This window comes from Nonomuraea sp. CX421, from assembly GCF_059358955.1.
On sequence record NZ_JCADBK010000002.1, the window covers coordinates 41964 to 66710 of the forward strand.

A 24747-nucleotide genomic window follows, 5' to 3' on the forward strand; every position below is an offset into this window, starting at 1 on the left:
GGCGACAGGGATGGATTCAGGCCGGGGAGGCGTCGGCCACCGGCGGCGGCGGTGCCTGGACGACGGGCACGCAGATGCGGTCACGGCCAAGCTCCTTGGCCCGGTAGAGGGCCAGATCGGCGGCGGCGAGCAACTCGATGAGATCGTCGCCGTGCAGGCTCATGACGGCGACGCCCGCCGAGATGGTGACGCTTATCATGACGTCGTCGGCGGCGATCGTCATCCGGCCGATGCGCCTGCGGAGCCGCTCGGCCACCTGGCGGGCCTCGTGGATGTCGGCGCCCGGGAGCAGCACCACGAACTCCTCGCCGCCGAAACGGCCGACGACATCGTATTCGCGCAGTTGGCCGCGGAGTGTGGTGGCGATGCTGACCAGCACCTGGTCGCCCACGAGATGGCCATGATTGTCGTTGACGCGCTTGAAGTGGTCGATGTCGATGATCAGCAGCGCCAGGGTGTCGCCGCTGCGCCGGGCCCGGACGATCTCGGTGTCGGCTTCGCGCTGCCAGGCCGCGGCGTTGAGCAGGCCGGTCTTGGAGTCGGTGCGGGCCGCCGCCTGGAGCTGGGCGTGCAGGAGGCTGCGCTGCAACAGCACCACCGGCGGCAGGGTGAGGACGAGCAGGGCGAGGTTGAGCCCGCAGGCGATCGCCACGATGACGCCCAGGCACAGCTCCACGACGTCCAGCAGCACACTCTCCCTGTCCCACAACACGTCGCGCCAGGGCCCCTCGGGATCGGCGGTGTGCGCCGCGATCGCGATGAGCCCGGTGTTGAGCAGCGCGAACACCACCGCCGCGCCCACCGCCAGCGCGATCGCGGACCCGCCACCCCGTGTCAACGCCGACGAGTCCGGGACCACCCGGTGGAACAGCACCGAAGCGGCGCACCCCGCCAGGCCGATGGCGGCCGAGCTGAACACCCTGCGGTAGAGCACCGTCGCCCGGACCCGCCACTGCAGCAGCGCCTGTAGCACGATCGGCGCGAACAGGGCGTAGACCGGCGGCAGCAGCAATGCCACCGGCAGCCACCACGCTGACAGCAGGTCACGCGCGACGCCCGCGGGCATGCCGAGCCGTCTGGTGGCCTCGATGCAGACCGCGCCGCACGCCATGAGGGCGGCGAAGGTCAGCAGGTGCGGCCAGCGGACGTCGGTGACCGTCGCGAGCAGCACCATCGCGGCGACATCGAGGGCCACGATGCCGCAGAGATAGACGACGAGCGGACGACGTTGCCCGAGCAGCGGCCAACGGCCGACCAGACTTGACACACCGTCGCGAGACTTGATCGAGGTGTGACTGGTCGCCGCCATACCGACTCCTCTCCGCCTAACGATGTGTAACACAATATTTGCGGAGTGTGCGTCGTGCGATGGGAACCGATACGTTGGCAGCCGGGGTCACATGTTCCATGTGGTCCGGGAATGTGGATGCGGTTCGCTCCGCCTGCGGGCCGTGCCGGAAAGGAGAAGCCATGGCGCGGGGCGTCACCTGGACCTGACAGGTGCACCAGCCACCCGTTCGACATGACATGCGCGGCGTCATCGGCCGCTTGCCGTTGCCGCGGCCTTCGGGGGACTCGCGGCATGCAAGGGTCAGTCCCCCTCCACCCCCACTCCCTCCTTTCTTTCAGCCTTCCTCTTCTCACGTCGGTGTCTCAGTCCCGATGTCTCAGCTCGGGCCTCTCAATTCCCGCCTCTCAGGTCCGGCCTCTCAGGTCCGGATGTCTTTCCGCCCGAGGTCGCTCGCCCTTCTGGATCTCCCCTCGCCGGTCAGCATCCATACGGCCCCATACGACTCCGGTGACGTCTGCCTCGGTATCCATCGAGCTTCTCCACCAGCGGCGCGGTCGGCACCTTGCCAGCCGGATGGTCTGCGGCCCCCCTGACGGTCGTCGTCTCGCGCTGTGCTCCGGCCTGACCTTCAGGCTTCCCCGTCATCAGGAAGCGGCCTGCCGCTCGGAACAGCGCCCGGCGGCTGCTTCCAACAGGTCGTCAGCCTCACGTCGCGCTCCGAAATGGGCCATCTCGAATCCCATCTAGTGCTCTGACCGGGAAGGTTCGCCGGGTCGCTGGTGCGGTGAAGAGCCGGGCCTGGCGAAGAAAATTGGTTGTGGGGGTGGGGCATGCCTGGCAGGGTGCGGGTCTCCGTAACTTCCGCGAGGGTTCCATGACGATCTACTTCTACGGCGCTGACGAAGTCCCTTACGGATGCTTCTCGAACTTTTCTGATCATGGCTTCGATCTCGACGGGGTTTATTGGCCAACCTCGGAGCACTACTTCCAGGCGCAGAAGTTCAAGGGAACTCGCCACGCGGATCTCGTCCGGCGTGCTCGCACGCCGCTGCGGGCGGCGGAGCTGGGACGTGACTCATCCAAACCTCTGCGGAGGGACTGGGAGCGGGTCAAGGACGACGCGATGCGCCGTGCGGTGGCAGCCAAGTTCCGCGCGCATGCCGATATCCGTGACATTCTGCTGTCCACCGGTGACGAAGAGATCGTCGAGGACACCACCACCGATCACTACTGGGGTCGGGGCAGGACCGGAACCGGCAAGAACATGCTCGGGCGGATTCTGGTCCGCACCCGTAGCCAACTGCGCGCCGAACTCGCCGAAGCTCTCGACAGTGATGGCCGCAGCCTGAGGCGGTGATCCGGGAAACGTGTGCGGTGTGCCGCATGTGTAGGACGGCTCAGGCCGCGGTCTCGAGGACGGAGCGTCCTCCCCAGCGGATGCCTTTCTCGCTGCGGATGCGGGCGCGTTCGCGGCGCTGCGCCGCGAGGACGTCGGGGTGGCGGGCGTTGACGTTGCGCCAGCGCAGGTAGGCGTGCAGGGCCCGGGTCTGCACGCTGTGGTTGCGGTGGTTGGAGTTGGCGATCGTGGACTGCCGCAGTGGCCCGAAATGGGCTTCGATCGGGTTGGCCCAGGAGGCGTAGGTCGGGGTGAAGCACAGCTCGACGCGGTTCTTCTTGGCCCAGCGACGGATCTTGTCGCCCTTGTGGGCGGACAGATTGTCCAGGATGACGTAGATCGGGGCGCCGTCCGGGCGCACGGCCCGGATCGACCTCAGTGCGGTCAGGGTGTTCACCGCACCCTTCTTGCGGCGGTTGACACCCCACAGCCGGTCGTCGCCGACGGAGTAGCAGCCGTGGAAGTACCGCACCCCGTGGGTGCGATGGTAGGTCGCGGGATGGCGCTCGGGGTGACTGGCGAGAGCCCAGCCAGCTCCGGCGGTGGGGCGGATGATGAGCGGGCCGAACTCGTCGAACGCGAACACGCGGCCCGGGAAGCGTTCCAACGACTCCTCGATGCGGTCGAGCTTGGTGTCGCGCTCGGGGTCGGGCGACTCCTTCCAAGTCTTGGTGCGTTGGAAGGTGATGCCGCGGCGGGCGAGCAGGCACCGTAATGCCTCGCGGCCGATCCGGATCACGCGGCCGTGGACTTTCCGCAGGTAGGCGGCGAGTTTACGGATGGACCAGTGGGTGAAGGGCTGGCCGAGGTTGGTCGGGCGGGTGGTGGCCGTCGCGGCGACGAAGTCCTCGTCGTCAGGACTGAGCAGGCGGGGACGGCCTCCCGCCCATCGAGGGTCCAGGCAGGCCAGGCCGATCTCGTTGAACCGGTGGATCACGTCCCGGACGGTGTCCTCGTCGGCCTGCACCAGCTTCGCGATCACCGGGACCCGGTTCCCGCCAGCCGAGGCCAGCAGCATCATCGCGCGCCGGTATCGCACCGAACTGGTGCTGCCACGACGCACGATCTGCTGCAGCTTCTGACCCTCTTGGTCGGTCAACCTGCGCACACGAACAGGCTCAGCCACCACACCCCAACGGTCGGATAGGACGCCTCCGGACATCCAACCGCCGGAACCAGCGACCCGGCGAACCTTCCCGATCAGAGCACTAGTTCCGTCGTGCGGTGGGCGGCACTCCGCTCAGGGCTGCACCCGAGGACAGCCTCCAACAGGTCGTCGGGCTCACCTCGCGCTCCAAAAGGGACCATGTCGAATCCCATCGAGCCCCGTCGAGCCTTAAGCGGCACTCCGCTCAGGACAGCGCCCGGCGACCGGTTTCGGTGAGCACGCCGGTGAATCTCCGAAGGGGGCCGGGCGCGGTCTTGTCAGGCGGCGGCGCGTTCCTCTGTGGGCCATTCGGCGTCATCGGCGTCGCTTTCGTTGTCGCCATCCCCGAGGATGCGGACGGTCGCGTGGTCGTCGAGCGCCCTGCCCTTCCCTACGTCGCCGTTCGCGGCGTCCGCGTTCACGGCGTGGCCCTTCGCGGCATCACCATGCGCGGCAACACCATGCGCAGCGTGGCCGTTCGCGGTGTCACCCTTCTCGGCATCACCATGCGCGGCAACGCCGTTCGCAGCATCACTGTTCGCGGGATCGGCGGAGCTCAGGGCTCGCAGAGGTGGGTCCTGCCGCGCGCCGGCGGTGAGCGGGAAAGGCTCCGCTCGATCCCGGCCCGGGCGCTCGGACGCGGCACCGCCCATGGCCCAGTCCTGGGTCTCCTCGTCGAGCCGGTCGCGCATCTCCCTGCTGACCAGGGCGGCACCGCCACCGCGGTCGGGCTTGGCGAAACTGCCCGTGCCCCACCTCAGGTCGTGGCCCACCGCGCTGGCCTCCACCTCGGGCATGAACCGGCGGTCGCCCTCGGGGCCGAACTCACGGATGCGCAACTTGCCGGACACCACGACGGGCTGCCCGACCTTGACCGACTGAGCCACGTTCTCGCCCAGGGTCCGCCAGCAGCGCACCGCGAAACACACCTTCTCGCCGTCGGTCCACTGCCCGGTCTTCCTGTCGAAGTAGCGGTGAGCGGTCAGCACCCGCAGTGAGGTCACCCTGGCGCCGTCTTCGAACGTGTGCTGCCTGGGCTCTGCCGCGACATTGCCGGTGAGCGTGATGTAGATGTCGTTCATCCCGTTGCCTCCCATGCGGCGGGCGGAATGCCCGCGCCCTGGGAACACGGTGCCGGAGCGGCCCTGACTCATGGGCGGCCGAACGGAGTTCTGTGGACAACGCCGACCGGCGGACGAATGCCTGTGGAAAGCTAACGCGCCAGGTTGTTCATGGCCGTGTAGAAGGCGTGGTGCCGGCCCAGCTCGCGCTCCACCGGCTCGACCACCATGGTCTCGGCGATCGCGGCCACCCTGCGGCGCATCTCCCGTTCGAGGCGTTCGCGCTCCCTCGACGCACCCAGCTCGACGAAGTTGCGCGACGCGATGCCCGAGAGCGCGCCGAGCCCCAGCACGGACGCCATCATCAACCCCACCCACGGCAACGCCGCCGTGTCGCCCAGCAACTGGATGCCCAGCGGCGCACGGCCGGGGAAGAAGACGCCCACGGCCAGCCAGGCCAGCCCGAGGACGAACGCCGCCACCAGCACGTACTGCCACACCTTGAGCAGCCACCACCAGCCCGGCACCCGGTCGAGGCGGGGCGCGACCTCGGCGAGGTCCTCTGTCAGCGCCTTTGGCAGCTGCGCCGCGCGGGAACGCGCCGCGTGATGCACCGACGTGCGCCACACCGGGTGCATCCCGGCCGACAGCCCGTCGGCGAGCGCCTGCACCGCGTTGACCGTCTCGGCCGTCTGGGCGCTGACCGAGCTGGTCGTGATGCCGTGGATCTCGTCGCTGACGTCTTCGAGGTGGAGGCTCCTGAGCGGGTCGGGCCGCAGCTTGGCGACCCAACGGGAGTAGGGCCAGCCCACCCAGCGCATGGACCGCTCGGCGTAGACGTTCTCCATCGCCTCTCCGACGGCCGGGACGCCCACGGCGTCGCAGAGCGCGTCGGTGAGCCCGAGCCTGCGAGCCTCGTCGACCGACGACGGCGCGGACAGGACCTCGCCCACCGGCATGGTCTCGGCCAGGCGTTGTTCGAGCCGGTGGAGGTCGGCCTCCAGCTTCTGGATGGCGGACCGGCGCCGGGAGACCGCTCCGGCGAGGACGCTCTTGAGGCTGTCGACGCCCCGGCCGGTCACCGCCGAGGTGGGCACCACGCTGGGGTGCTCGACGCCTTCGCGGCGGAGCAGGTCGTTGAGGTCGATGACCAGCTCGGCGAGCTCCTCGGTGCTCAGCAGGTCGGCCTGGTTGAGCGCGAACACGGTGACCGCTTCGTGCCCCGCCAGCTCGGTGACGTAGCGCCGGTGCGTGGAGGCGTCGGCGTACTTCTGCGGGTCGAGCACCCAGACCACGAGGTCGGCCTGACCGATGAGCCGGTCGGCCTCGGTGTCGGTGAGGGCCCTGATCGAGTCGTGGTCGGGCAGGTCGAGCAGGATCAGCCCGTGGAGCTGGCTCTCTCCCTTGTCGAGCGCGCTGGCCCGGGCGAACCGGTGACGCCACTGCACCTGCAGCCAGTCGAGCAGCGGAGCGGCGCCCTCCAGCCCCCACACGCAGGCGTGGGTGCGGGCCGTGGTGGGCCTGCGCACGCCGGTGGGCGAGAGCTCCAGCCCCGACAGCGCGTTGAACAGCGATGACTTGCCGCTGCCCGTGCCACCTGCCAGGGCGACCACGGTGTGCTCGGAGGACAGCTTGAGCCGCTCGCCTGCGCGGTTCAGCAGCGTGCTCGCCTCGGCGAGCAGCTTCGGTTCGAGCCGTCCAGGCCCGAGCTCGACGATCTTGGTGAGTGCGGCGAGCCGCTGCGCGAGGCCCGGCTTGGTGGTGACTGTGCTCATCGAGCGACCTCAAGGTTGTACGTCGCCTGGTAGAGACGCGTCGCCATGGACTCGTCCGGGATCCCGGCGGAGTCGAGCGCTTGCACGTAACGCATGGATTCCTCGTCGAACAGCATGCCGATGCGGGCTCTCAGGTCGCTCAGCGCCTTGGTGCCGATGCCGCGCAGCGACTCGGCGCCGAGCAGCGCGTTGACCAGCCGGTGCGGCACGCCCTCGGCCGCGCCGCCGGTGAACATGGCGACCATGAAGATCAACGACAGCGAGTCGGCGTCGAACGAGACCAGCTTCGACACCGAGCGCTTGGCCACTCCCTCGGTCCGCACCAGCTCGGTGACGTGCTCCTGCCAGGCGGCGATGGCCCTGCTCGCGTGCCGTACGAGATCGTCGGAGGGGCGGTCGAGGTCGGCTCCGAGCGCGGCGCCGAGCGGGGCGCGGCGGCGCCAGCGCGCGACCACCTCCTCGGCGGCGCGGCTGGCACCGATGACGATCACGGACTCGAGGCCGGCGCGCAGGGCCGCTCTGAACGCCATGATCCGTTCGGGGGCCTGCCTGGCCGACCTGCCGCGCTTGCGCAGCTGGATCGTGCGCATGAGGTCGCCGGATCCCACGAAGTCCTGCCAGCGGGCCAGCACCTCGCCGTGGATCAGCGAGCCGTTGCGGAACGCCTTGTCGATCTCGGTGAGCGCGCTCAGGTAGGCGGCCTCCACGTCCGTGCGCAGCTCGCCGCGGAAGTTCACCTGGCTCTCCATCTGCCGGGCGAGCGCGGGGACGCGGGTGCGGAAGCTGTCGAGCACGCCGTTGAGGGTCTCTCGTACGGCCAGTGCGCGGCGATCCTCGTCGACGGAGAGCTCGGCCAGCCACAGCCGCAGGTCGGTGACCTCGTGGTCGGGCAACCGGCCGTCCGTCACGTCGGTCTCTCCGATGACGAACCGGTCTATGTCACCCAGGCCGTATTCGGTGAGCATGCGGACGAAGTGCTTCAGCACCACCTCGCGCGCCTTGGGCTGCACCCGGGACAGCACGATGGCCAGCCGGGCGCCGCGCTCCTTGGCCAGCCTGAGCAGATTCCAGGCGGGAGCGTCGGCGTAGCGGGCGGCGGTGGTGACGAAGATCCACAGGTCGGCCGCGTCGAGCATGCGCTGCGCGATCGCGTGGTGCTTCTCGACGACCGAGTCGATGTCGGGGGTGTCGAGCAGCGCCACGCCCTGCGGCAGCTTCTCCGTGGGGACCACGATGAGGGTGTCGGGCCCGGCCTCGGGTGACGCCTTGTCGATCCGCCGGAGGCCGCTGAGCAGCTCTCCCTCGGCGAACCACTTGTGGTCGTCGGGGTGGCAGGCCAGGACGGGGATGCCCGTGGTGGGCCGCCGCACGCCGGTGCGCGAGACGTTCTTCTCCGCGAGCGAGTTGACCAGCGTCGACTTGCCCGCGCCGGTCGAACCGGCGATCACGATGAGGGCGGGCGCGGTGTTCGTCCGCACCCTGGGGAGTACGTAGTCCTGGAGCTGGGCGAGCAGGTCGGCCCGCGCCTGCCTGGCCTCGTCGGCGCCCGGCAGATCCAGGCCGAACCGCAGCTCGGCGACGCTCGCCCGCAGTGTGTCCAGTGCCGTCATGAGCGTCTTGGCCGCCTCGGCCGGCAACGCCGCGCCCTGTCCGGTCTTCTCTCCTGCCGGGGTGTGCGGGGTTCGCCCGCCGCTCTCCTCGTCCGCGCCGGAACCGTGCCGCTCATCCTGGCCCGGTGGTGCCTTCGGCCCCTGCTCGGCCCCTTCACCGGTCGACGCCTTGCGCTCCCACAGGGACGGCCGCTCCTGCTCGGACGGCTCGTCCTCGGCGGCCGCGGGCTCCTCGTCCGATGACGACCTGGTGTCCCACAAGGACGGGCGCTTCGGCTCCGCCTCGGGCTCCTCGTCCGGCGACGACTCGTCCTGCTCCTCTACCGGCGCGGACTCGCGAGCTTCCCACAGGGAGGGCCGCTCCGCGCCGGACGACGACTCGTCCGCACCGGGCACGCGGCCCTCGTCCGGTGACGATCTGGTGTCCCACAGGGACGGGCGCTTCGACTCCGGCTCGGGCACGCCGTCCTCGTCCGGCGCGGACCTGGTGTCCCACAGGGACGGGCGCTTCGGCTCCGGCTCGGGCGCGCCGTCCTCGTCCGGTGATGATCTGGTGTCCCACAAGGAGGGGCGCTTCGGCTCGGGCGCGTGGTCCTCGGCGAGCGAAGGGGGCCGCTCCCACAGGGAGGGGCGCTTGCGCTCCGGCTCGGGATCCGACGCCGGCCGATGGTTCTCATCCGGCCCGTCGGAGGCGGAGGGCGGGGCCTTCGAGGCTGCTGCGGAGGTGGAGGCCGGTTTTCTGGAGGTCGGCTTGCGGCGCGGCAGCGGCTCCACCGGGGCGGGACGCTCCTCGGGGGCGCGCTGCCGGGCGCGGTCGTCCGGGGTGTCGTCGGGTGGGACGACGTCCTCCTCCGTGATGGGGCGGAAGCTCAGGGTCTGCTCCCCTGGTGACTCCTGACGCCCGTCATCCTTGGCGGTGTTCACGGCAAGCGCTCCGCTCGAACCATCTCGACCTCCTGGCCGACCCTTACGACATCGCCGACGATGACGATCGCCGGCGGTCGTATCCCAGCCGCGGACACGCGATCGGCCACGGTGGAAAGTGGAGCGATAACCGCCCGCTGGGTCGGAAGGGTACCGTCCTGCACCACCATCACGGGAGTCTCCGGTGAACGTCCGTCTCGAAGGAGGGCTTCGGCCACCTTGGCCAGCCGTTCCAGGCCCATCAGGAGGACCAGAGTCCCCTGGGAGCGGGCCACCGAGGGCCAGTCGACGGTCGATTTCGGATCATCCGGCGCCACGTGCACGGATATGACGTGGAATTCCTGACTTATCCCCCGATGCGTCACTGGGACGCCGGCCGCGGCGGGCACCGCCACGGCACTGGTGATGCCCGGCACCACGAGCACCGGGATCCCGGCCCGGGCGCAGGCGATCATCTCCTCGCCACCCCGGCCGAAGACGAACGGGTCGCCGCCCTTGAGCCTGACCACGAACTTTCCCTGCCTGGCCCGATCGACCAGCACCTCGTTGATCGAGTCCTGCGACAGGGCCCTGCCGTAGGGCACCTTGGCGGCGTCGATCAGCTCGACATCCGGCGCCAGCTCGTCGAGGAGAGCGCGGGGCGCGAGGCGGTCGGCGACCACCACGTCGGCCTGCGCGAGCAGCTGCCGCCCACGCACGGTGATCAGGCCGGGATCGCCGGGCCCTCCACCGACCAGGGCGACGCCGACCGGTCTGGCGCGGTCGCGCCGGGCGTCGACGGTGCCGTCGCGGAGCGCGCCCACCACGGCGTCCCTGATGCCGGCCGCCCTGCGCGGGTCACCGCCCGCGGTGACGGCCACGATGATCTCGTCGACCCGCCCGGAGGCCGGGGTCCACGCGGCGGAGGCGTCCTTGTCGTCGGCCCGGACGCACCAGATGCGCTTGGCCTCGGCCTCCGCGGCCACGGCCGTGTTGACGCCCCGGTCGTCGGTGCACGCCTGGACGAGCCAGGCGCCGTCGCAGTCGCCCACTTCGTACGGTCTGGCCTGCCAGGCGACCCTGCCCGAGGCGATCAGGTCGTCGAGCGCCGGAGTCACCACCGGCGACACCAGGGTGACCACCGCACCGGCCTCGAGCAGGGCGGGCACCCGGCGCTGGGCGACGCGACCGCCGCCCACGACGAGCACCCGGCGGCCGGAAAGCCGCAGGCCGAGGAGGTAGGGGCCCATGCTGGGGAAGCTCCAGTCTGCGAAGATTGGTGTGTCTGGAGGTAAACCTACCGGTTCTTAACCCGGCAATTGCTTCGTGTGAGTTAACGCCCGTCAAGAAGGGGCTGGAGAGGATCCCAGCGAGGCCCGCCCTCGTCGTCCTTGCGGCGTCTGGCCATCGCTGACAGAGCCTCGAGGATAACGCGGTTTCCGAGGAACGCGGTGATGTCCGCGTGATCGTAGGGCGGAGCCACCTCGACCACCTCCATGCCTGCGACGGGCAACTCGTAGCAGATGCGGCGAACGGCATCGAGCAGTTGCCGGGCCGAGAGCCCGCCCGGCTCGGGGGTGCCGGTGCCGGGCGCGTGCCCGGGGTCGCACACGTCGATGTCGACGGACAGGAAGATCCGGTCGCACTCGTCGAGGGCGATCCGGAACGACTCGGTCAGGCACTCGTCGAGCCCCCGGGCCACGATCTCGGTCATCTCGTAGGAGCGCATCCGCTGCTCGGCCATCCAGGAGAGCGTCTCGGGCCCGGGCCAGTAGCCGCGCAGTCCGATCTGCAGGAACCGGTCGCCGCGGATCGCGCCCGACTCGATGAGCCGGCGCATCGGCTGGCCGTGGCCGTACAGGTGGCCGAACTCGATGTCGCCGGTATCGGCGTGGGCGTCGAAGTGGATCATCGAGACGCGGCCCGGTTCGTACGCACGGGCGGTGCCGCGCGCGTCGGGCAGCGCGACCGTGTGGTCGCCGCCGAGCACGAGAGGGATCGCACCGGAGGAGGCGACCCGGTGGACCGCGTCCTCGATGGCCGCCAGCGAGCCCTCGACGTCGCCGGAGTAGCACTCGACGTCGCCGGCGTCGAGCACCCGAAGATCGCGCAGGGCGTCGACGCGCAGCGCCAGGCTCGGCCGGGAGCCGTCGTGCGGCAGGTAGCAGGCCTGGCGCAGGGCCATCGGGCCGAACCTGGCGCCGGGCCGGTTGGAGGTGCCGCCGTCGAACGGCGCGCCGATGATCACCACGTCGGCGCCGGCGTAGGTCGCCGGATCGGCGACGTCGCACCGGTCGACGCCGAGAAACGTGATGTCAGGGCCGTACATCGGGCCGTACCTGGACACACTCACCTCACTCGCTGGTCAACGTGTCCCATCATCACACGGGCTTTTCCGTCACTCCCGCCGAGTCGAACGTCGCGACGTCGTGCATGACGCGTACGGCGGCGCAGACCAGCGGGTGGGCGAGCAGCCCGCCGGTGCCCTCGCCGACACGGAGTTCGAGCTCGACCAGGGGACGCAGCCCGAGGTGTTCGAGCGCGGCGGCGTGGCCGGGCTCGGCCGAGCGGTGGCCGGCGACGCAGTGGTCGGCGACGGCCGGGTCGAGGGCGGCGGCGACCAGGGCGGCGGCGCCCGCGATGACGCCGTCGAGGATCACCGGCACGCGGGCGCGGGCGCCGCCCAGGACGAATCCGGCGATCGCGGCATGCTCGAATCCGCCGACGCCGGCCAGGACGCGCAGCGCGTCGCTGGGCTGGGAGCCGACGGGCGTCGCGGAGTTGACGGCGAGCGCCTCGCGGACAATGGCGATCTTGTGGGTGTGCGTGTCGTCGTCGATGCCGGTGCCCCTGCCGGTCACCTCGGCGGGGTCGCGGCCGGTGAAGGCGGCGATCAGCGCGGCCGAGGCGGTGGTGTTGGCGATGCCCATGTCGCCGGTGATGAGGCAGCGGGCGCCCTCGGCGACCAGGTCCAGGGCCACCGAGATGCCGGCTTCCAGCGCCTGGACCGCCTGGTCGACGGTCATCGCGGGCCCGGCGGACAGGTCGGCCGTGCCGTACGCGATCTTGCGTTTGACCAGCCCCGGCGCGTCGGGCAGGTCGGCGGCGACGCCCACGTCGACCACGGTCACCGACGCCCCGGCCTGTGCGGCGAAGGCGTTGGCCACGGCGCCGCCGGCCAGGAAGTTGGCGACCATCTGGACCGTGACCTCCTGCGGCCACGGGGTGACGCCCCGCGCGTGGACGCCGTGGTCGGCCGCGAAGATGGCCAGCGCCGCCGGCACGGGCATGGGCGGCGGAACGGCGCCGGCCGCGCCCGCCAGGCGTACGGCGACGTCCTCGAGCGCGCCCAGCGAGCCCTTCGGCTTGGTGAGGCGGTCCTGGTAGGCGCGGGCCTCGGCGAGCGCCCGCGGGTCGGCGGGACGGATCGCGGCGAGCGTTTCAGCGAGCAAGTCGAACCTCCAGGGACGGATCAGGGGACCAGCCGGAGTGCTTCCTCATAGCGGTCGATCACGACGTCGGCCAGGGTCTCACAGTCACCGATCACCTCGGCGCACCGGATGTCGAGCTCGGGGTGGCCCGCGCCGTAGGCCAGAGCCTGCGCCCACACCCGTTCGAGCAGGCCGCCCGCGAACAGCAGGTAGGGCACCACGATCACGCGCTTGGCGCCCAGCCGGCGGCAGCGTTCGAGGCCGCCCGGCACGCCCGGCGGGGTGACGGAGACGAACGCGGTCTCGACGGTCATGAAGTCGTAGGCGTGCGTCTCCCAGAACAGCCGTGACACCCGGTGGACTTCGGCGTTGGCCGACGGGTCGGTGGAGCCCTCGCCGACCAGCACGACCGCGGTCTCTCCCGGCTCGACGTGCACCGGAAGGGTCTCGGCGAACGCCGCGTCGACGGCCCGCAGCCGGGGCCTCGCGCCGGCCAGCTCCAGCGGGCGCGGGCGGGGCATCTCGAGGGCGGCGTCGTTGAGGCGCTCGGCCAGCAGGGCGAGCACCCGGGGGTCGGGCCCGAGCGGGCGCCCGTAGTCGTACATGAGCGTGGGGTGTCGCTTCTGTTCGCGCGCCATGGCCTCGGGGTATTCCTCGCCCACCCGGTTGAGGCTCAGCGGGAGCGCCACCAGGCGGTGGTGCCCGCGGGCGACCAGGGAGGCGACGGACTCGCTCAGCCGTGGCGTGGCGCGTTCGAGGTAGCCACCGGAGACGTCCACGGCTGTGCGATCGAGGCGGCAGCGCAGCCGATGGACGAACCTGCCGAACTCCGCGGAGTCGGCGTCGTCGTTCGAGCCCTGCCCGATCAGCAGGAGCGGGGGCTTCATTTTGAGGGTTACTCCGGTACGTAGTCGGACACGCGAGGATAACCGATGCGTGCCGATAACGACAGGTCACATGGGATGAGCCAGGACGGCGTGGACGACGAAGACGGGGTCGGGCGCGGCCAGGCCGTGTGAACCGTCGGGCTGGATGGTGAGTTTGGAGGCGAGGATCTGGGTGCCCTCCGCACGATAGCCGTGCTCGCGCAGCCGGTCGAGCACGGCGGGCACCTGTTCCAGCGACTTGAGCGCGCACACCAGCGTCCGGGGACCGCGGGCGGCGCAGGCGACGATCACGTCGGGGCCGCCGCCGCCGACGAAGACGGCGTCGGGATCGGGCAGGGGTTCGAGGGCGGGCGGCGCCTGCCCCCGGGTCAGCGCGACCTTGACGCCGTGCTCCAGCACGGCGGCGCGGAGCCGGGCGCACGCCTCGTGATCGCGCTCGACAGCCATGACGGCCGCGCCGAGCCGGGCGCACTCGACCGCGATCTCGCCCGAACCGGCGCCCACGTCCCAGACCAGGTCACCGAGCCGGGGACCCAGTTTGGCCAGGATGTACGCCCGCACCTCGGCGGGGAGGTGGCTCTCGGACGGCAGCGCCCACTCGGCCGGCCCCGGCTGCGCGCCGGCCACCCAGCCGTGCTCGCGCGGCCGGTGCAGGGGGTCGATGACGAGCACCACGTCGGGGTCCTTCCACGGCCGGGTGGTGGCCTCGCCCATGCGGCTGTGGGTGACGCGTTCGTCGGGGCCGCCCAGGTCCTCGCAGACGATGAGCTCGCGCGGGGTGGTGGGGGCCAGCTCTCTGGCGATCTCGGCGGGGCCGACTCCCGGCGTGACGAGCAGGGCCACCTTGGGATGCGCCCGGCAGGCGTTGACCACCCGGTTGAGCTGGTGGACGCCGGCGGGGGCGACGACGAGCGCGTCCTCCCAGTTGAGGCCGGCGCGGGCGAAGGCACGGGTCACCAGGGAGGTCGCGGGGAGCACGTCGGGCTTGTGGCCGCGGGCGCGCAGGGCGCGGAGCACGCCGAAGAAACCGGGGTCGCCCTCGGCGATCACGACGGCCGGGCCGTCACCGTGTTCGAGGTGCTCGTCGAGGGCTTCGAACAGCCGGTCGTCGGCCACGGTCGACGCGGTGAGGCTGAGCCGCCCGAGCAACGCGCCGGGCCCGACGACGAGCGTCGCCGAGCGCAGCCGCTCGATCACCCCGCCCGGCAACTCTGAGCCGTCCCACCCGACCACCGTGATCATGGCACTCACCGTCCTCACCACCCAGGGTGACTGCTGCCGGAGTGTTTCACCAGTCAGTACGTCCTCCCCCTGGCGTTCGTCTCAGGCCAGGTCGGACGGGATGAGACTGTAGACCACGAGATCGTCCCCGTGCAGCGCGTTGCGGGCGACGCCCTCGCGGACGAAGCCGGCCTTCTCGGCGACGCGTTGCGAGGCCGTGTTGGGGACGGCGGTCCGGAGCGTCAGCCGCTGGAAGCCCTGGACGCCGAACAGCCAGCGGGCGATGGTCAGCACCGCCTCACCCGCGTAGCCGTTGCCGCGGGCCCAGGGGGCGGTCATGTAGCCGACCTCGGCCGTCCGGTTGACCCAGTCCAGGTCCCTGAGGTCGATGTTGGCCGCGAAGCGCCCGCCGTCGAGCTCCACCGCCGCCCAGGCGATGCCCTGGCCCCTGGTCCTGATCCGCTCGGCGAGGGCGACGAACGCCCGCGCGTCGGCCTGGGTGTAGCCGCGCGGGATCCCGGTCATGGCCTGGGTGAGCGGGTCGGCGCCGGTGGCGGCCAGGTCGGGCACGTCCTGTTCGACGAGCGGGCGCAGCAGCAGCCGAGGGGCGCGCAGCTCGGCCCGGGGCAGTTCCTCGGCGGGCACGCGGCTGTCGCCGCGCAGCAGGCCGAAGATCACCAGGTCGTGCGGGCCGTCGTCCTCCAGGCTGGCGTCACGGAGCACGCCCTCCCAGGTGAAGCCGGCTTTCTGCGCGACGCGCAAGGACGGGAGGTTGTCCAGGTTGGCCGTCAGGTCGATCCGGCGCAGCTCGGTGGTGGCGAAGACCCAGTCCACTAATCCCCGTACGGCTTCGGGCGCGAGGCCGCGGCCCCGGTAGAGGGGGTGCACGCCGTAGCCGATCTCGGTGGTGCCCGCGCCCCAGGAGGTCTTGAACAGGCTGATGGCGCCCACGATGTGGCCGTTCGCGTCGGTCATGGCGAGGTGCACGCCCTGGCCGCTGTGCCGTAGCTCGTGAACGCCGGTCGCGAGCCAGGTGGTGACGCCGGCCACATGGGTGGGAGCGCCGGGCGGCAGGAACCGGACACCCGACTCCACGATGGATCTGATCCGGGGCGCGTCCGCCGGTCCGAAGGGCCGGAGCAGGAGACGCTCGGTGACGACGCTCACGTCGGGATCGAACACGCTCGGCAGGCTACACACTTGCCATGTTTGTCCCAAAAAACGGGGGTAGAGAGCGCAATCGGTAAGGATGAGGGGCGGAGGTGGTGACCGGTGCGGCTCGACTTCATCCGGCCGCTCTACGAGCGCCGCGGGCCGTACGCGTCGGTCTACGTGGGGGAGCGGACCGGGACCGGGCGGACCAGCCACTGGCGCGGGGTGCGTGAGCGGATCCCCGACGCGGACCCGGCGACGTTGGACGCCCTGGAGAGGGCGGCGACCGGATCCTCGGCCCTGTTCGGCACCCACGGCGACGTGGTGATGGCCGAGCGCCTCGCCGAGCCGCCGCCGCGTGAGCTGGCCGCCTGGGCGCCGTTGCCGCACGTCACCCCCATGCTGATGCAGCGCGGCGAGAACCTGCCGCACCTGCGGGTCGTCGTGGACCAGGCGGGCGTGGAGCTGACAGTGGTCGGCGGCGGCTCGCCGCGCAGGGCCGCCGAGAGGGCCGAGCCGTGGCCGCTCGCCAAGACCGCGCAGGGCGGGTGGGCGCGGCGGCGTTACCGCGCCGCGCACGGCGTCTGGGACGCGGGGGCCGTCGCCCGGGAGATCGACGAGCAGGTGCGGCGGATCGGCACCGAGCTCATCCTGGTGGCGGGCGAGCCCCGGTCGTGCGCGCTGCTCTGCGACAGGCTAGGCACCAAGTCCGCGGACCGGGTGATGATGGTCGAGCACGCCAGCCGCGCGGACCACCAGCGCGACCTGGAACGAGCGCTCGACCTGTGGCTCGACGGCCGCCGGGCCGAGCTGCTCGATCGGCACCGTGACTCGGCGGGGCCCGTCGGGGTGGCCCGGGTCGCCCTTGCCCTGCGCGAGGGCCGGGCACAGGCGGTGCTGTCACCCGGCGAGCTGCCGCAGCCGGTGTGGATCGGCGGAGGCGGCACCCAGATGTCGGTCGACGCCGCCGAACTGCGCCGGTGGGGTGTCGAGGAGCCGATGCGCGACCGCGCCGACTCGGCCCTGGCCAGGGCGGCGGCGATGACGGACGCCGAGCTGTGGTTCACCGACGAGATCACCGACGTGGCGGCCGTGATCAGGAACTGATGATCACTTCGAGCGTCCTGGGGCCGTGGACGCCCTCGACGCGGTTCAGCTCGATGTCGCTGGTCGCCGAGGGACCGCTGATCCAGGTCAGCGGCCGGGCCGGGTCGAGCCTGGCGACCGCCTCGGGCACTCCGGGGACGATCTGGCCGGCCCGCACCACGCACAGGTGGTAGTCGGGCACCAGCGTCTGCGCCCTGTTCCCCTGCCCGGGACCGGAGTCGAGGACGATCGTGCCCGTCTCGGCGATCGCCACCGCGCAGCCGGTGACCACCCCGTCGGCGTCGTGCAGGCCGGCCGGGACGCCGGCGGCCCACTCCCGGGGCAGCCCGTCAGGGATGATCATGCGCCGGTCGCCCACGAGCCCGGCGATCCTGGCGGGCACCTCGGCCGCCGGGATCACGTGCACGATCGCCCGATAGTCGTCCACCCTCTCGGCGAACAGTCGCACCAGGTCGGCGACCTCGCTCGTGGTCCGGTAGGCGCGGAGGATCTCCACCTCCGGGGCGCCGTCGACGGCCCGCCTGATCCGGGCCAGGATCTCCTCACGCGCGCTCATCGCGTTCCCACCAGTCTCTGAAGGATTCGGCCGGGATCTCGGGCAGGTCCCTCGTGTCGGTCCACGCCGACGCCGGGCCCGGCAGGCGTCTGGGCACCAGCTTGCGGAGGCGGCCGGCCAGGCGTTGCGCCTTGGCCAGGCGTACGTGGTCGTTGAAGATCCAGCCCGCCACGCGCATGCCCGCGCGCTCGGCCGGCCTGTGCGGCGCCTTGGCGCGCAGGTCGACGAGCACCTCGGGGATGTCGATGGCGACCGGGCACACCTCGAAGCAGGCGCCGCACAGGCTCGACGCGTACGGCAGCGAGGCGTCCAGGGCCGACGACATGCCCCTGAGCTGCGGGGTGAGGATCGCGCCGATCGGGCCCGGATAGACCGACCCGTACGCGTGGCCGCCGGCGCGTTCGTAGACCGGGCACACGTTCAGGCAGGCCGAGCAGCGGATGCAGCGCAGCGCCTGGCGGCCGACCTCGTCGGCCAGCACGTCGGTGCGGCCGTTGTCGAGCAGCACCAGGTGGAAGTCCTGGCCTTCGACGGAGCCGGTCCACGTGCTGGTGTAGGGGTTCATCCGCTCGCCGGTGGAGCTCCTGGGCAGCAACTGGAGGAAGACCTCCAGGTCGCGCCAGCTCGGCAGCAGCTTCTCGATGCCGACGACGCTGATCAGGGTCTCGGGCAGCGTGAGGCACATGCGGCCGTTGCCCTCGGATTCGAGCACCACCAGCGTGCCGGTCTCGGCGACCATGAAGTTGGCCCCCGAGATCGCCACCTTGCTCCGCAGGAAGCGTTCGCGCAGGTGCAGCCGGGCGGCCTCGGCCAGCGCGGCGGGCTCGTCGGTGAGGTCCGGCGGGGCGTCGCCCATCCGGTCGAGGAAGATGTCGCGGATCTCCGCCCGGTTCCGGTGGATGGCGGGCACCAGGATGTGGCTCGGGAAGTCGTCGCCGAGCTGCACGATCAGCTCGGCCAGGTCGGTCTCGTAGGCGGTGATGCCCTGCTCGGCCAGCGCCTCGTTGAGCCCGATCTCCTGGGTGGCCATCGACTTGACCTTGACCACCTCGGTCTCGCCGGTGGCCTGGACCAGGCCGGCGACGATGCGGTTGGCCTCGGCGGCGTCCCGGGCCCAGTGGACGGTGCCGCCCGCCCGGGTGACGGCCTCCTCCAGCTGGATCAGGTAGCGGTCGAGGTGGCGCAGGGTCTCGTCCTTGATCGCTTTGCCGGCGGCCCGCAGTTCTGCCCAGTCCGGCAGCTCGCCGACGACCGTGGCGCGCTTGCCACGGATGGTGTGGGTGGCTTTGCGGAGGTTGTAGCGGAGCTGCGAGTCCTGCACGGCCAACGCCGAGTTCTGCGGGAAATTTCCGGGCATGCCGAGGAAGGTGGCGCTCATGTGGATGTGCCCTCCATGGCCGTTTCGGTCGCGGCGAGGATCTCGGCCAGATGCATGACGCGGACGCCGGTCCGCTGCCGGCCGAGCGTGCCGCCGATGTGCATGAGGCACGAGTTGTCGGCCGCACAGAGCACCTCGGCGCCGGTGTCGAGGACGTTGCGCACCTTGTCGGCGCCCATCGCGGCGGAGACGGCCGGGTTCTTGACCGCGAACGTGCCCCCGAAGCCGCAGCATTCGTCGGCCGCCGGGAGCGGGACCAGGTCGAGGCCGCGGACGTTCCGGAGCAGCCTGGTGGGCCGGTCCGCGAGGCGGAGGCCGCGGAGAGAGTGACACGTCGGGTGATATGTCACCCGGTGCGGGAAATATGCGCCTACGTCGTCGACCTGCAGGACGTCGATCAGGAACTCGGACAGCTCGAAGACCTTGGGCGTCACCTCGGCGATCGCCGCGGCTCCCCTGCTGCCCGGCCGTACCAGCTTGGGGTACTGCTCCCGGATCATGGCGGCGCACGAGCCCGACGGCGCGACGACGGCGTCGTACCCGGCGAACACCTCGGTTAAGTGGCGCGCGAGCCGTACCCCCTCCTCGCGGTAGCCGGTGTTGACGTGCATCTGGCCGCAGCAGGTCTGGGCGACGGGGAACTCCACGTCGCAGCCGAGCCTGCGCAGCAGCGAGACGGCGGCCTTGCCGGTGCCGGGGAAGAGCGTGTCGTTCACACAGGTGATGAACAGGGCGACTCGCACCGCTCTCCTTCCAGGGTTGCCGAGGTATGGTCAGACCACAATATGGTCAGACCATACCTAATCCACCACCTCGCCCCAAGAACCAGGGGGAAGCGTTGACCGACACCCACTGGCGGCCCGTCAAACGAACCCGCACGTTCGAGGACGTACTCGCACAGATCGAGCACCGCATCGCCGAGGACGGCCTGACCGCGGGTGACCGGCTCCCCGCCGAACGCCGGCTCGCCGAGCAGCTCGGGGTGAGCCGCTCGTCGGTGCGCGAGGCGATGCGCGTGCTGGAGACGCTCGGCGTGGTGTCGTCGCAGGCCGGGCGCGGCCCGGACGCCGGAGCCGTGCTCACCTCGCGCCCCGACAGCGCGCTCACCGACGTGCTCAGGCTGAACCTCGGCCTGGCCACGCTGGAGCTGCGCGAGGTGATCGACACCCGGCTGATGATCGAACGCTGGGCGGCCGCCCAGGCGGCGCGGGCAGGGGCCGGCACGTCCGCGCTGGCCGAGGCGCTGAAGGGGATGGACGAGGCCGGCTCGGCCGAGGAGTTCGTGGAGCACGACACCGCGTTCCACTGCGCGATCGCGGAGATCGCCGGCAACCGGCTGATCGCCGCCTTCATGCGCTCGCTGCGCGAGTCGATGAGCAGGTACGCGGTGGAGGCCGTGGAGCGCCTGGGCGACACGTCGGGACTCCAGGCCGACCACCGGCGCATCCTGCGAGCCGTCCAGGAGGGTGATCCGGAGGCGGCGGCCCAGGCGGTGACCGACCACCTGGCCCACGCCTACCCGGCGGAAGGCTGATGTCTCACATGAACGTGAAAGTCGCCCACATCGAACCGCGGATCCGGCTGACAAGGCGGGCAGGCAGGACGCGGTAAACATTTTCGTCGGCCCGGGCCGCCCGCAAGTGCGGATGGTGCCAACATGGGACCTGCTGTCTTTCCGAGAGCAGGGTATTCAATTGGCGAAACGTCCGAAATATCCACGGAATCGGCGTACGAGCCGACCGAGAAAGTGGTGGAATCGGCCGGGTGCGAAATGGGCCGGAAGTGCGATTGCTGCCCCGGTGCTCGTTGGTGTGCTCGTCTGGCTGATACAACGGCCTTTCACCCCGCCGACATCGCCCACCGCCACAGCCACGCCTCGCACTTTCACATCTCCCCCCAAACCGGCAGAAGGCTCACCGGTGGGAGTGGATCTTGTTCTGCTGGAACGCCCACGCGACGCCCCTACCTGGGCTTTCCCACACGCGGTGCGCCTCTCGGACGGCGAACTGGGCCGGCTCAACGAGATGTCCAGCTACTCCGAGGAACAGCACCAATGGCTCCGGCGGAAGGGCGCGGTCGATCCAGTCGACACGAACATCAAAATCGTCGTGCACGGCAACCGGGATCGGCCGGTGCGCATCGTGGACATGAAGGTCGTCCCGCGCTGCGGCGCGCCTCTCTCGGGCACCTTGTTCGAGAGCCCGACCGCCGGCAGCGAGGAAAGCGTCCAACTCGGGTTCGATCTGGACGAAGAAAGTCCGCGCGCGAGAACCATCGTCAACAAGTCGCGCTGGGGAGGCGACTACTTCCAGCGGAAGACCATCTCTCTCAAACGTGACGAGGAGATCGCCTTTCAAGTGCTCGCCAGAACGCTGAAGCACTACTGCGAATTCTCCCTGGCGCTGGAAATTCTCGATAACGGGACCCTGGTCCGGCAGGCCATCGACGATCACGGCAAGCCGTTCAAGGTCAGCGCTCTTCGTACCAGGCCGGACAAGTACGGCACTCCGGCCACCGACTACGCCGCCTACCAGGAGGTGTATGTGGGCGGGCTGATGAATCTGGAGAACGACGGCAAGTGGCGCAGAGAAGATCCCGGGGCCCGGCGTCCCGCGTGAGCCGGGCCATCAGTGCGGCGGGCCCGTGCCCGTCTCCAGATCGGGCGCGAGGTGAGACGTGGACCGCTCAGTGGGACAGCGCCGACTTCGCCACGAAACCGATCCTAGCCTGCGGCTATGACGTTGAACCTGGCGAACCTGTTCGAAGCCGTGGCCTCCGAGATTCCGCGACGGACGGCCCTGGTCTGCGGTGACCAGCGGCTGAGTTTCTCCGAACTGGACGAACGGGCCAACGCCCTGGCTCATCATCTGAGGTCGGCGGGGGTCGAGCCACACCAGCACGTGGGCATCCACCTGCTCAACGGGACCGAGTTCGTCGAATCACTCCTCGCCTGCCTGAAGATCCGGGCGGTGCCGATCACGATCAACTACCGCTACACCGACCGTGAGCTCCAGTACCTCTACAACGACGCGGATCTGGTGGCCCTGATCGTCGCCGACGAGTTCGAGCCGTCGGCCGCCGCCCCCGCCGACCAGTGCCCGAAACTGCGTCATGTCACGGTGCTCGGAGACCCGGGTTCCCACGGCACGGCATCCGGCGGCACGCAGGTGGCCTGGCCGGACCGGATCGAGGTCGTCTCCTACGAGGAGGCCCTCGCCGGGCGTCCGCGCACCGCGCCGCCGGCCGACGGCCGCGCCGCCGACGACCGATACATCCTCTACACCGGTGGCACCACCGGGATGCCCAAGGGCGTCGTGTGGCGGCACGAGGACTTCTACTTCGCGGCCCTGTCCGGCGCGAACCCCTATGGGGAGCCGTACCGGACGGCCAAGGAGCTCGCGGCGGCGGCGACCGCGAACCAGACGCCGATGAGCTACCTGATCACCGCTCCCCTCATGCACGGCGCCGCCGGGTACACGCTGTTCACCGCCCTGTTCTCCGGCTCCCCCGTGATCCTGATGCGGAGGTACGACCCCGTCGAGACGCTGCGGCTGGTCGAGCGGGAGTCCGCCGTGATCGTCACCGTCGTCGGGGACGCCATCGCCCGCCCGCTGGTCGACGCGGTACGGGAGCACGGCCCGAAGTACGACCTGAGCTCCTGGAAGATCCTCGGCTCCGGGGGCGCGCTGCTCTCGCGGAGCGTGCGGGAGGACCTGGCCGGGCTGATCCCCGGGATCTACGTCAGCGACGGGTTCGGCGCCTCAGAGTCCGGCGTGGACGGCAGGATCAGCGTGGGGCAGGACGGCCTGCTGCGCCTGGCCCCGAACCCGCGGGTCTCCGTCGTCGACACGACCTTCACCCCGCTCGCGCCGGGCTCCGGCGAGGTCGGATTCATCGCCCGCACCGGGCACGTCCCGCTCGGCTACTACAACGACAGCGCGAAGACGGCCAAGACGTTCCCTGTCGTCGACGGGGTCCGCTGGGTCGTGGGCGGGGACATGGCCTACGTCGAGGCGGACGGGACCGTGGTCCTGCTCGGCCGGGGCTCCAACTGCATCAACACCGGCGGGGAGAAGGTCTTTCCCGAGGAGGTCGAGCAGGCGCTCAAGTCCCATCCGGCGGTGATGGACGTGCTCGTCGCGGGAGTGCCCGACGAGAGGTACGGCGAGCGGGTCGCCGCCGTGGTCGAACTCCGCGCGGACGCCGCCCGTCCCACGGTCGAGGAGCTCCAGGCGCACTGCCGCGCGCAGATCGCCGGCTACAAGGTCCCGCGCTCGTTCACCTTCGTCGACGGCATCGTGCGCTCCCCCAGCGGCAAGGCCGACTACCGGTGGGCCAAGCGGGTGCTCTCCGGGGCGACCAGCTGACGGCCGGGCGCGTCAGCGGGAGTCGGCCTCCCGGCAGCCGGCCCCGGAGCAGGAGGCCATGGCCTGCAACCGCTGGTCCAGCCCCTGCATCAGCGCCGGGTCGGCGATCCGGGCCAGGTTGTGCAGCTGGTGGGGGTCGGTGACCACGTCGTAGAGCTGGAGCTCTCCGGTGTCGTACTTGACGTACGTGTACTGCTCGGTGCGCAGCGCGGTGTAGGGCGGCACGGGCGTCTGGGCGGCCGACGCCTGGTTGAGCGGCCTGACGAACTCGATCAGCGCGTTCTTGCGCCACGGGACCGGGCGCTGCCCCCGCAGCAGCGGCTCCAGCGAGCGTCCCTCGGCGAAGGACGGCGTCGAGGCCCCGCCGAGCGCGGCGAACGTGGGCGCCAGGTCGACCGTGGCCGCCATCTCGCGGATCACCGACCCCGGCGCCACGCCGGGCCCCCGCACCACGAGCGGCACTTTGATGGCCTCGTCGAACGGAGTGGTCTTGCCCTGCTTGAGGCGGTGCGTGCCGAGATGGAAGCCGTTGTCGGAGCTGAAGAAGATGTAGGTGTTGTCGAGCTTGCCCGTCTCGCGCAGCTTGTCGATGACCGACCCCACCAGGTCGTCGACGCCCAGCATGGACCGCAACCTGCTGCGGTAGCGCTCGTCGATCCGCTCGATGGCCTGCGCGGTCAGGGGTGGCCGGGCCTGCAGCCAGGCGGGCTCGCCGCTCACGTCGGCCTGGTCGAACGACGGGGTGCGCGGCGCGACGGCGTCGGAGAACGCGTCGGCGTGACGCACCGCCGGGTTGGCCGGATTGTGCGGGCCGGTCGGCGCGAGGTAGAGGAAGAACGGCTCCGAGCCGGCCGCGATGAAGTCGCCGGCCTTGCGGGCGAGCACATCGGACAGGTAGTCGCCCTCCGACCAGCCGTAGTCGACCAGGCCGCCGTTCTCGTTGAGGCGGTAGCCGTACTCGGTGTAGAGGTTGCGCACCGGCACGGCCCACTCGTTCCAGCCGGACGGCACGTACGTCTCCTCGGCGGTCTCGCCCGGGTAGTGGTTGAGGAACTTGCCCATCAGCCCGGTGCGATAGCCGGCCTGCTGCATCCAGGTGCCGACCGTGGAACGTTCCAGGGCCAGGTTGTTGAAGCGGTCGAAGCCGCCCTCGGGCGCGGTGTTGGTGAGCACGCCGTGGCTGTGGACGTACTGGGAACGCAGGATGGACGCCCGCGAGGGGCAGCACCACGAGTTGGTCACGAAGAACCGGTCGAACGAGGCCCCCTGCCTCACCAACTGCTGGGTGATGTTCGGGAAGTAGGGCAGTGTCCCGGATTCGAGGTCGTCGGCGAGCACGAAGACGATGTTGGGCGGGGACTTGCGCGCCTCTCCGGCGGCCACCGTGGGCCCGGCTGCGATGACGATGAGCAGCAGGATGCACACGAGACGGCAGAGACCTTTGACCACAGACTTCACGTCCCCG

20 protein-coding genes are annotated in these 24747 nt (G+C 70.8%); 5 read left to right on the top strand and 15 right to left on the bottom strand.

Going from position 1 to position 24747, the window contains the following annotated elements; genetic code table 11:
- Window positions 1-16: 16 nt before the first annotated feature.
- A complete protein-coding gene (locus AC5L3X_RS03390) occupies window positions 17-1309 on the bottom strand; it encodes a GGDEF domain-containing protein (RefSeq protein ID WP_494855016.1) in 1293 nt (430 codons plus the stop codon).
- Window positions 1310-2165: 856 nt separating this feature from the next.
- Between AC5L3X_RS03390 and ybiA the strand changes: the two genes are divergently transcribed.
- A complete protein-coding gene (ybiA, locus tag AC5L3X_RS03395) occupies window positions 2166-2648 on the top strand; it encodes a riboflavin biosynthesis intermediates N-glycosidase (protein WP_494855017.1) in 483 nt (160 codons plus the stop codon).
- Between the two features lie 40 nt (window positions 2649-2688).
- Here the strand turns inward: ybiA and AC5L3X_RS03400 are convergent, their stop codons facing one another.
- The 10 genes from AC5L3X_RS03400 to AC5L3X_RS03445 form a co-directional block, all read right to left on the bottom strand.
- Window positions 2689-3849: an IS630 family transposase gene (locus AC5L3X_RS03400; RefSeq protein WP_494855019.1), complete on the bottom strand. Its 1161-nt coding sequence runs from the start codon at window positions 3847-3849 to the stop codon at window positions 2689-2691.
- Window positions 3850-4112: 263 nt separating this feature from the next.
- Complete coding sequence (locus AC5L3X_RS03405) at window positions 4113-4916, bottom strand: single-stranded DNA-binding protein (RefSeq protein ID WP_494855021.1); 804 nt, start codon at window positions 4914-4916, stop codon at window positions 4113-4115.
- Window positions 4917-5047: 131 nt separating this feature from the next.
- Window positions 5048-6670, bottom strand: coding sequence for a GTP-binding protein (locus AC5L3X_RS03410; protein ID WP_494855023.1), 1623 nt, complete (start codon window positions 6668-6670; stop codon window positions 5048-5050).
- A complete protein-coding gene (locus AC5L3X_RS03415; RefSeq protein WP_494855025.1) occupies window positions 6667-9204 on the bottom strand; it encodes a dynamin family protein in 2538 nt (845 codons plus the stop codon). Before AC5L3X_RS03415 ends, AC5L3X_RS03410 begins: the two co-directional genes overlap by 4 nt.
- The gene (gene cobA / locus AC5L3X_RS03420; RefSeq protein WP_494855026.1) at window positions 9201-10433 is read right to left on the bottom strand and encodes a uroporphyrinogen-III C-methyltransferase; all 1233 of its coding nucleotides are present in this window, start codon (window positions 10431-10433) and stop codon (window positions 9201-9203) included. The genes AC5L3X_RS03415 and cobA overlap by 4 nt, the downstream gene beginning before the upstream one ends.
- 83 nt (window positions 10434-10516) lie before the next feature.
- Window positions 10517-11530 carry an agmatinase gene (gene speB, locus AC5L3X_RS03425; RefSeq protein WP_189127734.1) on the bottom strand — a complete coding sequence of 338 codons (1014 nt, stop codon included), beginning with the start codon at window positions 11528-11530 and terminating at the stop codon, window positions 10517-10519.
- A 34-nt stretch (window positions 11531-11564) separates the two neighbouring features.
- Entirely contained in the window at window positions 11565-12635 is a 1071-nt protein-coding gene (gene cobT / locus AC5L3X_RS03430; protein ID WP_494855027.1) for a nicotinate-nucleotide--dimethylbenzimidazole phosphoribosyltransferase, read from the bottom strand.
- Between the two features lie 20 nt (window positions 12636-12655).
- Window positions 12656-13501: a sirohydrochlorin chelatase gene (locus tag AC5L3X_RS03435; protein ID WP_189127736.1), complete on the bottom strand. Its 846-nt coding sequence runs from the start codon at window positions 13499-13501 to the stop codon at window positions 12656-12658.
- Between the two features lie 66 nt (window positions 13502-13567).
- Window positions 13568-14743 carry a precorrin-6y C5,15-methyltransferase (decarboxylating) subunit CbiE gene (gene cbiE / locus AC5L3X_RS03440; protein WP_494855029.1) on the bottom strand — a complete coding sequence of 392 codons (1176 nt, stop codon included), beginning with the start codon at window positions 14741-14743 and terminating at the stop codon, window positions 13568-13570.
- Between the two features lie 81 nt (window positions 14744-14824).
- Entirely contained in the window at window positions 14825-15904 is a 1080-nt protein-coding gene (locus AC5L3X_RS03445) for a GNAT family N-acetyltransferase (RefSeq protein WP_494855030.1), read from the bottom strand.
- Between the two features lie 90 nt (window positions 15905-15994).
- Between AC5L3X_RS03445 and AC5L3X_RS03450 the strand changes: the two genes are divergently transcribed.
- Window positions 15995-16981, top strand: coding sequence for a baeRF2 domain-containing protein (locus AC5L3X_RS03450; protein ID WP_189127739.1), 987 nt, complete (start codon window positions 15995-15997; stop codon window positions 16979-16981).
- Here AC5L3X_RS03450 and AC5L3X_RS03455 read toward each other — a convergent pair.
- From AC5L3X_RS03455 to AC5L3X_RS03465, 3 genes are read right to left on the bottom strand one after another with little or no spacing between them, the layout of a single operon-like run.
- Window positions 16971-17537 carry a LutC/YkgG family protein gene (locus tag AC5L3X_RS03455; protein WP_494855033.1) on the bottom strand — a complete coding sequence of 189 codons (567 nt, stop codon included), beginning with the start codon at window positions 17535-17537 and terminating at the stop codon, window positions 16971-16973. The genes AC5L3X_RS03450 and AC5L3X_RS03455 overlap by 11 nt on opposite strands.
- A complete protein-coding gene (locus AC5L3X_RS03460; RefSeq protein ID WP_494855035.1) occupies window positions 17524-18915 on the bottom strand; it encodes a lactate utilization protein B in 1392 nt (463 codons plus the stop codon). The genes AC5L3X_RS03455 and AC5L3X_RS03460 overlap by 14 nt, the downstream gene beginning before the upstream one ends.
- Entirely contained in the window at window positions 18912-19658 is a 747-nt protein-coding gene (locus AC5L3X_RS03465; RefSeq protein WP_494855037.1) for a (Fe-S)-binding protein, read from the bottom strand. The genes AC5L3X_RS03460 and AC5L3X_RS03465 overlap by 4 nt, the downstream gene beginning before the upstream one ends.
- Before the next feature lie 95 nt (window positions 19659-19753).
- On the opposite strand from AC5L3X_RS03465, the gene AC5L3X_RS03470 reads away from it, so the two are divergent.
- From AC5L3X_RS03470 to AC5L3X_RS03480, 3 genes are all read left to right on the top strand, one after another.
- A complete protein-coding gene (locus tag AC5L3X_RS03470; RefSeq protein WP_494855038.1) occupies window positions 19754-20449 on the top strand; it encodes a FadR/GntR family transcriptional regulator in 696 nt (231 codons plus the stop codon).
- A 391-nt stretch (window positions 20450-20840) separates the two neighbouring features.
- Window positions 20841-21533 carry a hypothetical protein gene (locus AC5L3X_RS03475; RefSeq protein WP_494855040.1) on the top strand — a complete coding sequence of 231 codons (693 nt, stop codon included), beginning with the start codon at window positions 20841-20843 and terminating at the stop codon, window positions 21531-21533.
- A gap of 117 nt (window positions 21534-21650) precedes the next feature.
- Window positions 21651-23282, top strand: a complete 1632-nt coding sequence (locus AC5L3X_RS03480) for an acyl-CoA synthetase (protein ID WP_494855041.1) — start codon at window positions 21651-21653, stop codon at window positions 23280-23282.
- Between the two features lie 12 nt (window positions 23283-23294).
- Here the strand turns inward: AC5L3X_RS03480 and AC5L3X_RS03485 are convergent, their stop codons facing one another.
- Entirely contained in the window at window positions 23295-24740 is a 1446-nt protein-coding gene (locus tag AC5L3X_RS03485; protein WP_494855042.1) for a sulfatase family protein, read from the bottom strand.
- Between the last annotated feature and the right edge of the window lie 7 nt (window positions 24741-24747).

Coding starts and splice junctions, on each gene's coding strand:
- AC5L3X_RS03390 (WP_494855016.1), bottom strand. CDS start 1,309: ATGGCGGCGACCAGTCACACCTCGATCAAGTCTCGCGACGGTGTGTCA.
- ybiA (WP_494855017.1), top strand. CDS start 2,166: ATGACGATCTACTTCTACGGCGCTGACGAAGTCCCTTACGGATGCTTC.
- AC5L3X_RS03400 (WP_494855019.1), bottom strand. CDS start 3,849: ATGTCCGGAGGCGTCCTATCCGACCGTTGGGGTGTGGTGGCTGAGCCT.
- AC5L3X_RS03405 (WP_494855021.1), bottom strand. CDS start 4,916: ATGAACGACATCTACATCACGCTCACCGGCAATGTCGCGGCAGAGCCC.
- AC5L3X_RS03410 (WP_494855023.1), bottom strand. CDS start 6,670: ATGAGCACAGTCACCACCAAGCCGGGCCTCGCGCAGCGGCTCGCCGCA.
- cobA (WP_494855026.1), bottom strand. CDS start 10,433: ATGGGCCCCTACCTCCTCGGCCTGCGGCTTTCCGGCCGCCGGGTGCTC.
- AC5L3X_RS03435 (WP_189127736.1), bottom strand. CDS start 13,501: ATGAAGCCCCCGCTCCTGCTGATCGGGCAGGGCTCGAACGACGACGCC.
- cbiE (WP_494855029.1), bottom strand. CDS start 14,743: ATGATCACGGTGGTCGGGTGGGACGGCTCAGAGTTGCCGGGCGGGGTG.
- AC5L3X_RS03455 (WP_494855033.1), bottom strand. CDS start 17,537: ATGAGCGCGCGTGAGGAGATCCTGGCCCGGATCAGGCGGGCCGTCGAC.
- AC5L3X_RS03460 (WP_494855035.1), bottom strand. CDS start 18,915: ATGAGCGCCACCTTCCTCGGCATGCCCGGAAATTTCCCGCAGAACTCG.
- AC5L3X_RS03480 (WP_494855041.1), top strand. CDS start 21,651: ATGACGTTGAACCTGGCGAACCTGTTCGAAGCCGTGGCCTCCGAGATT.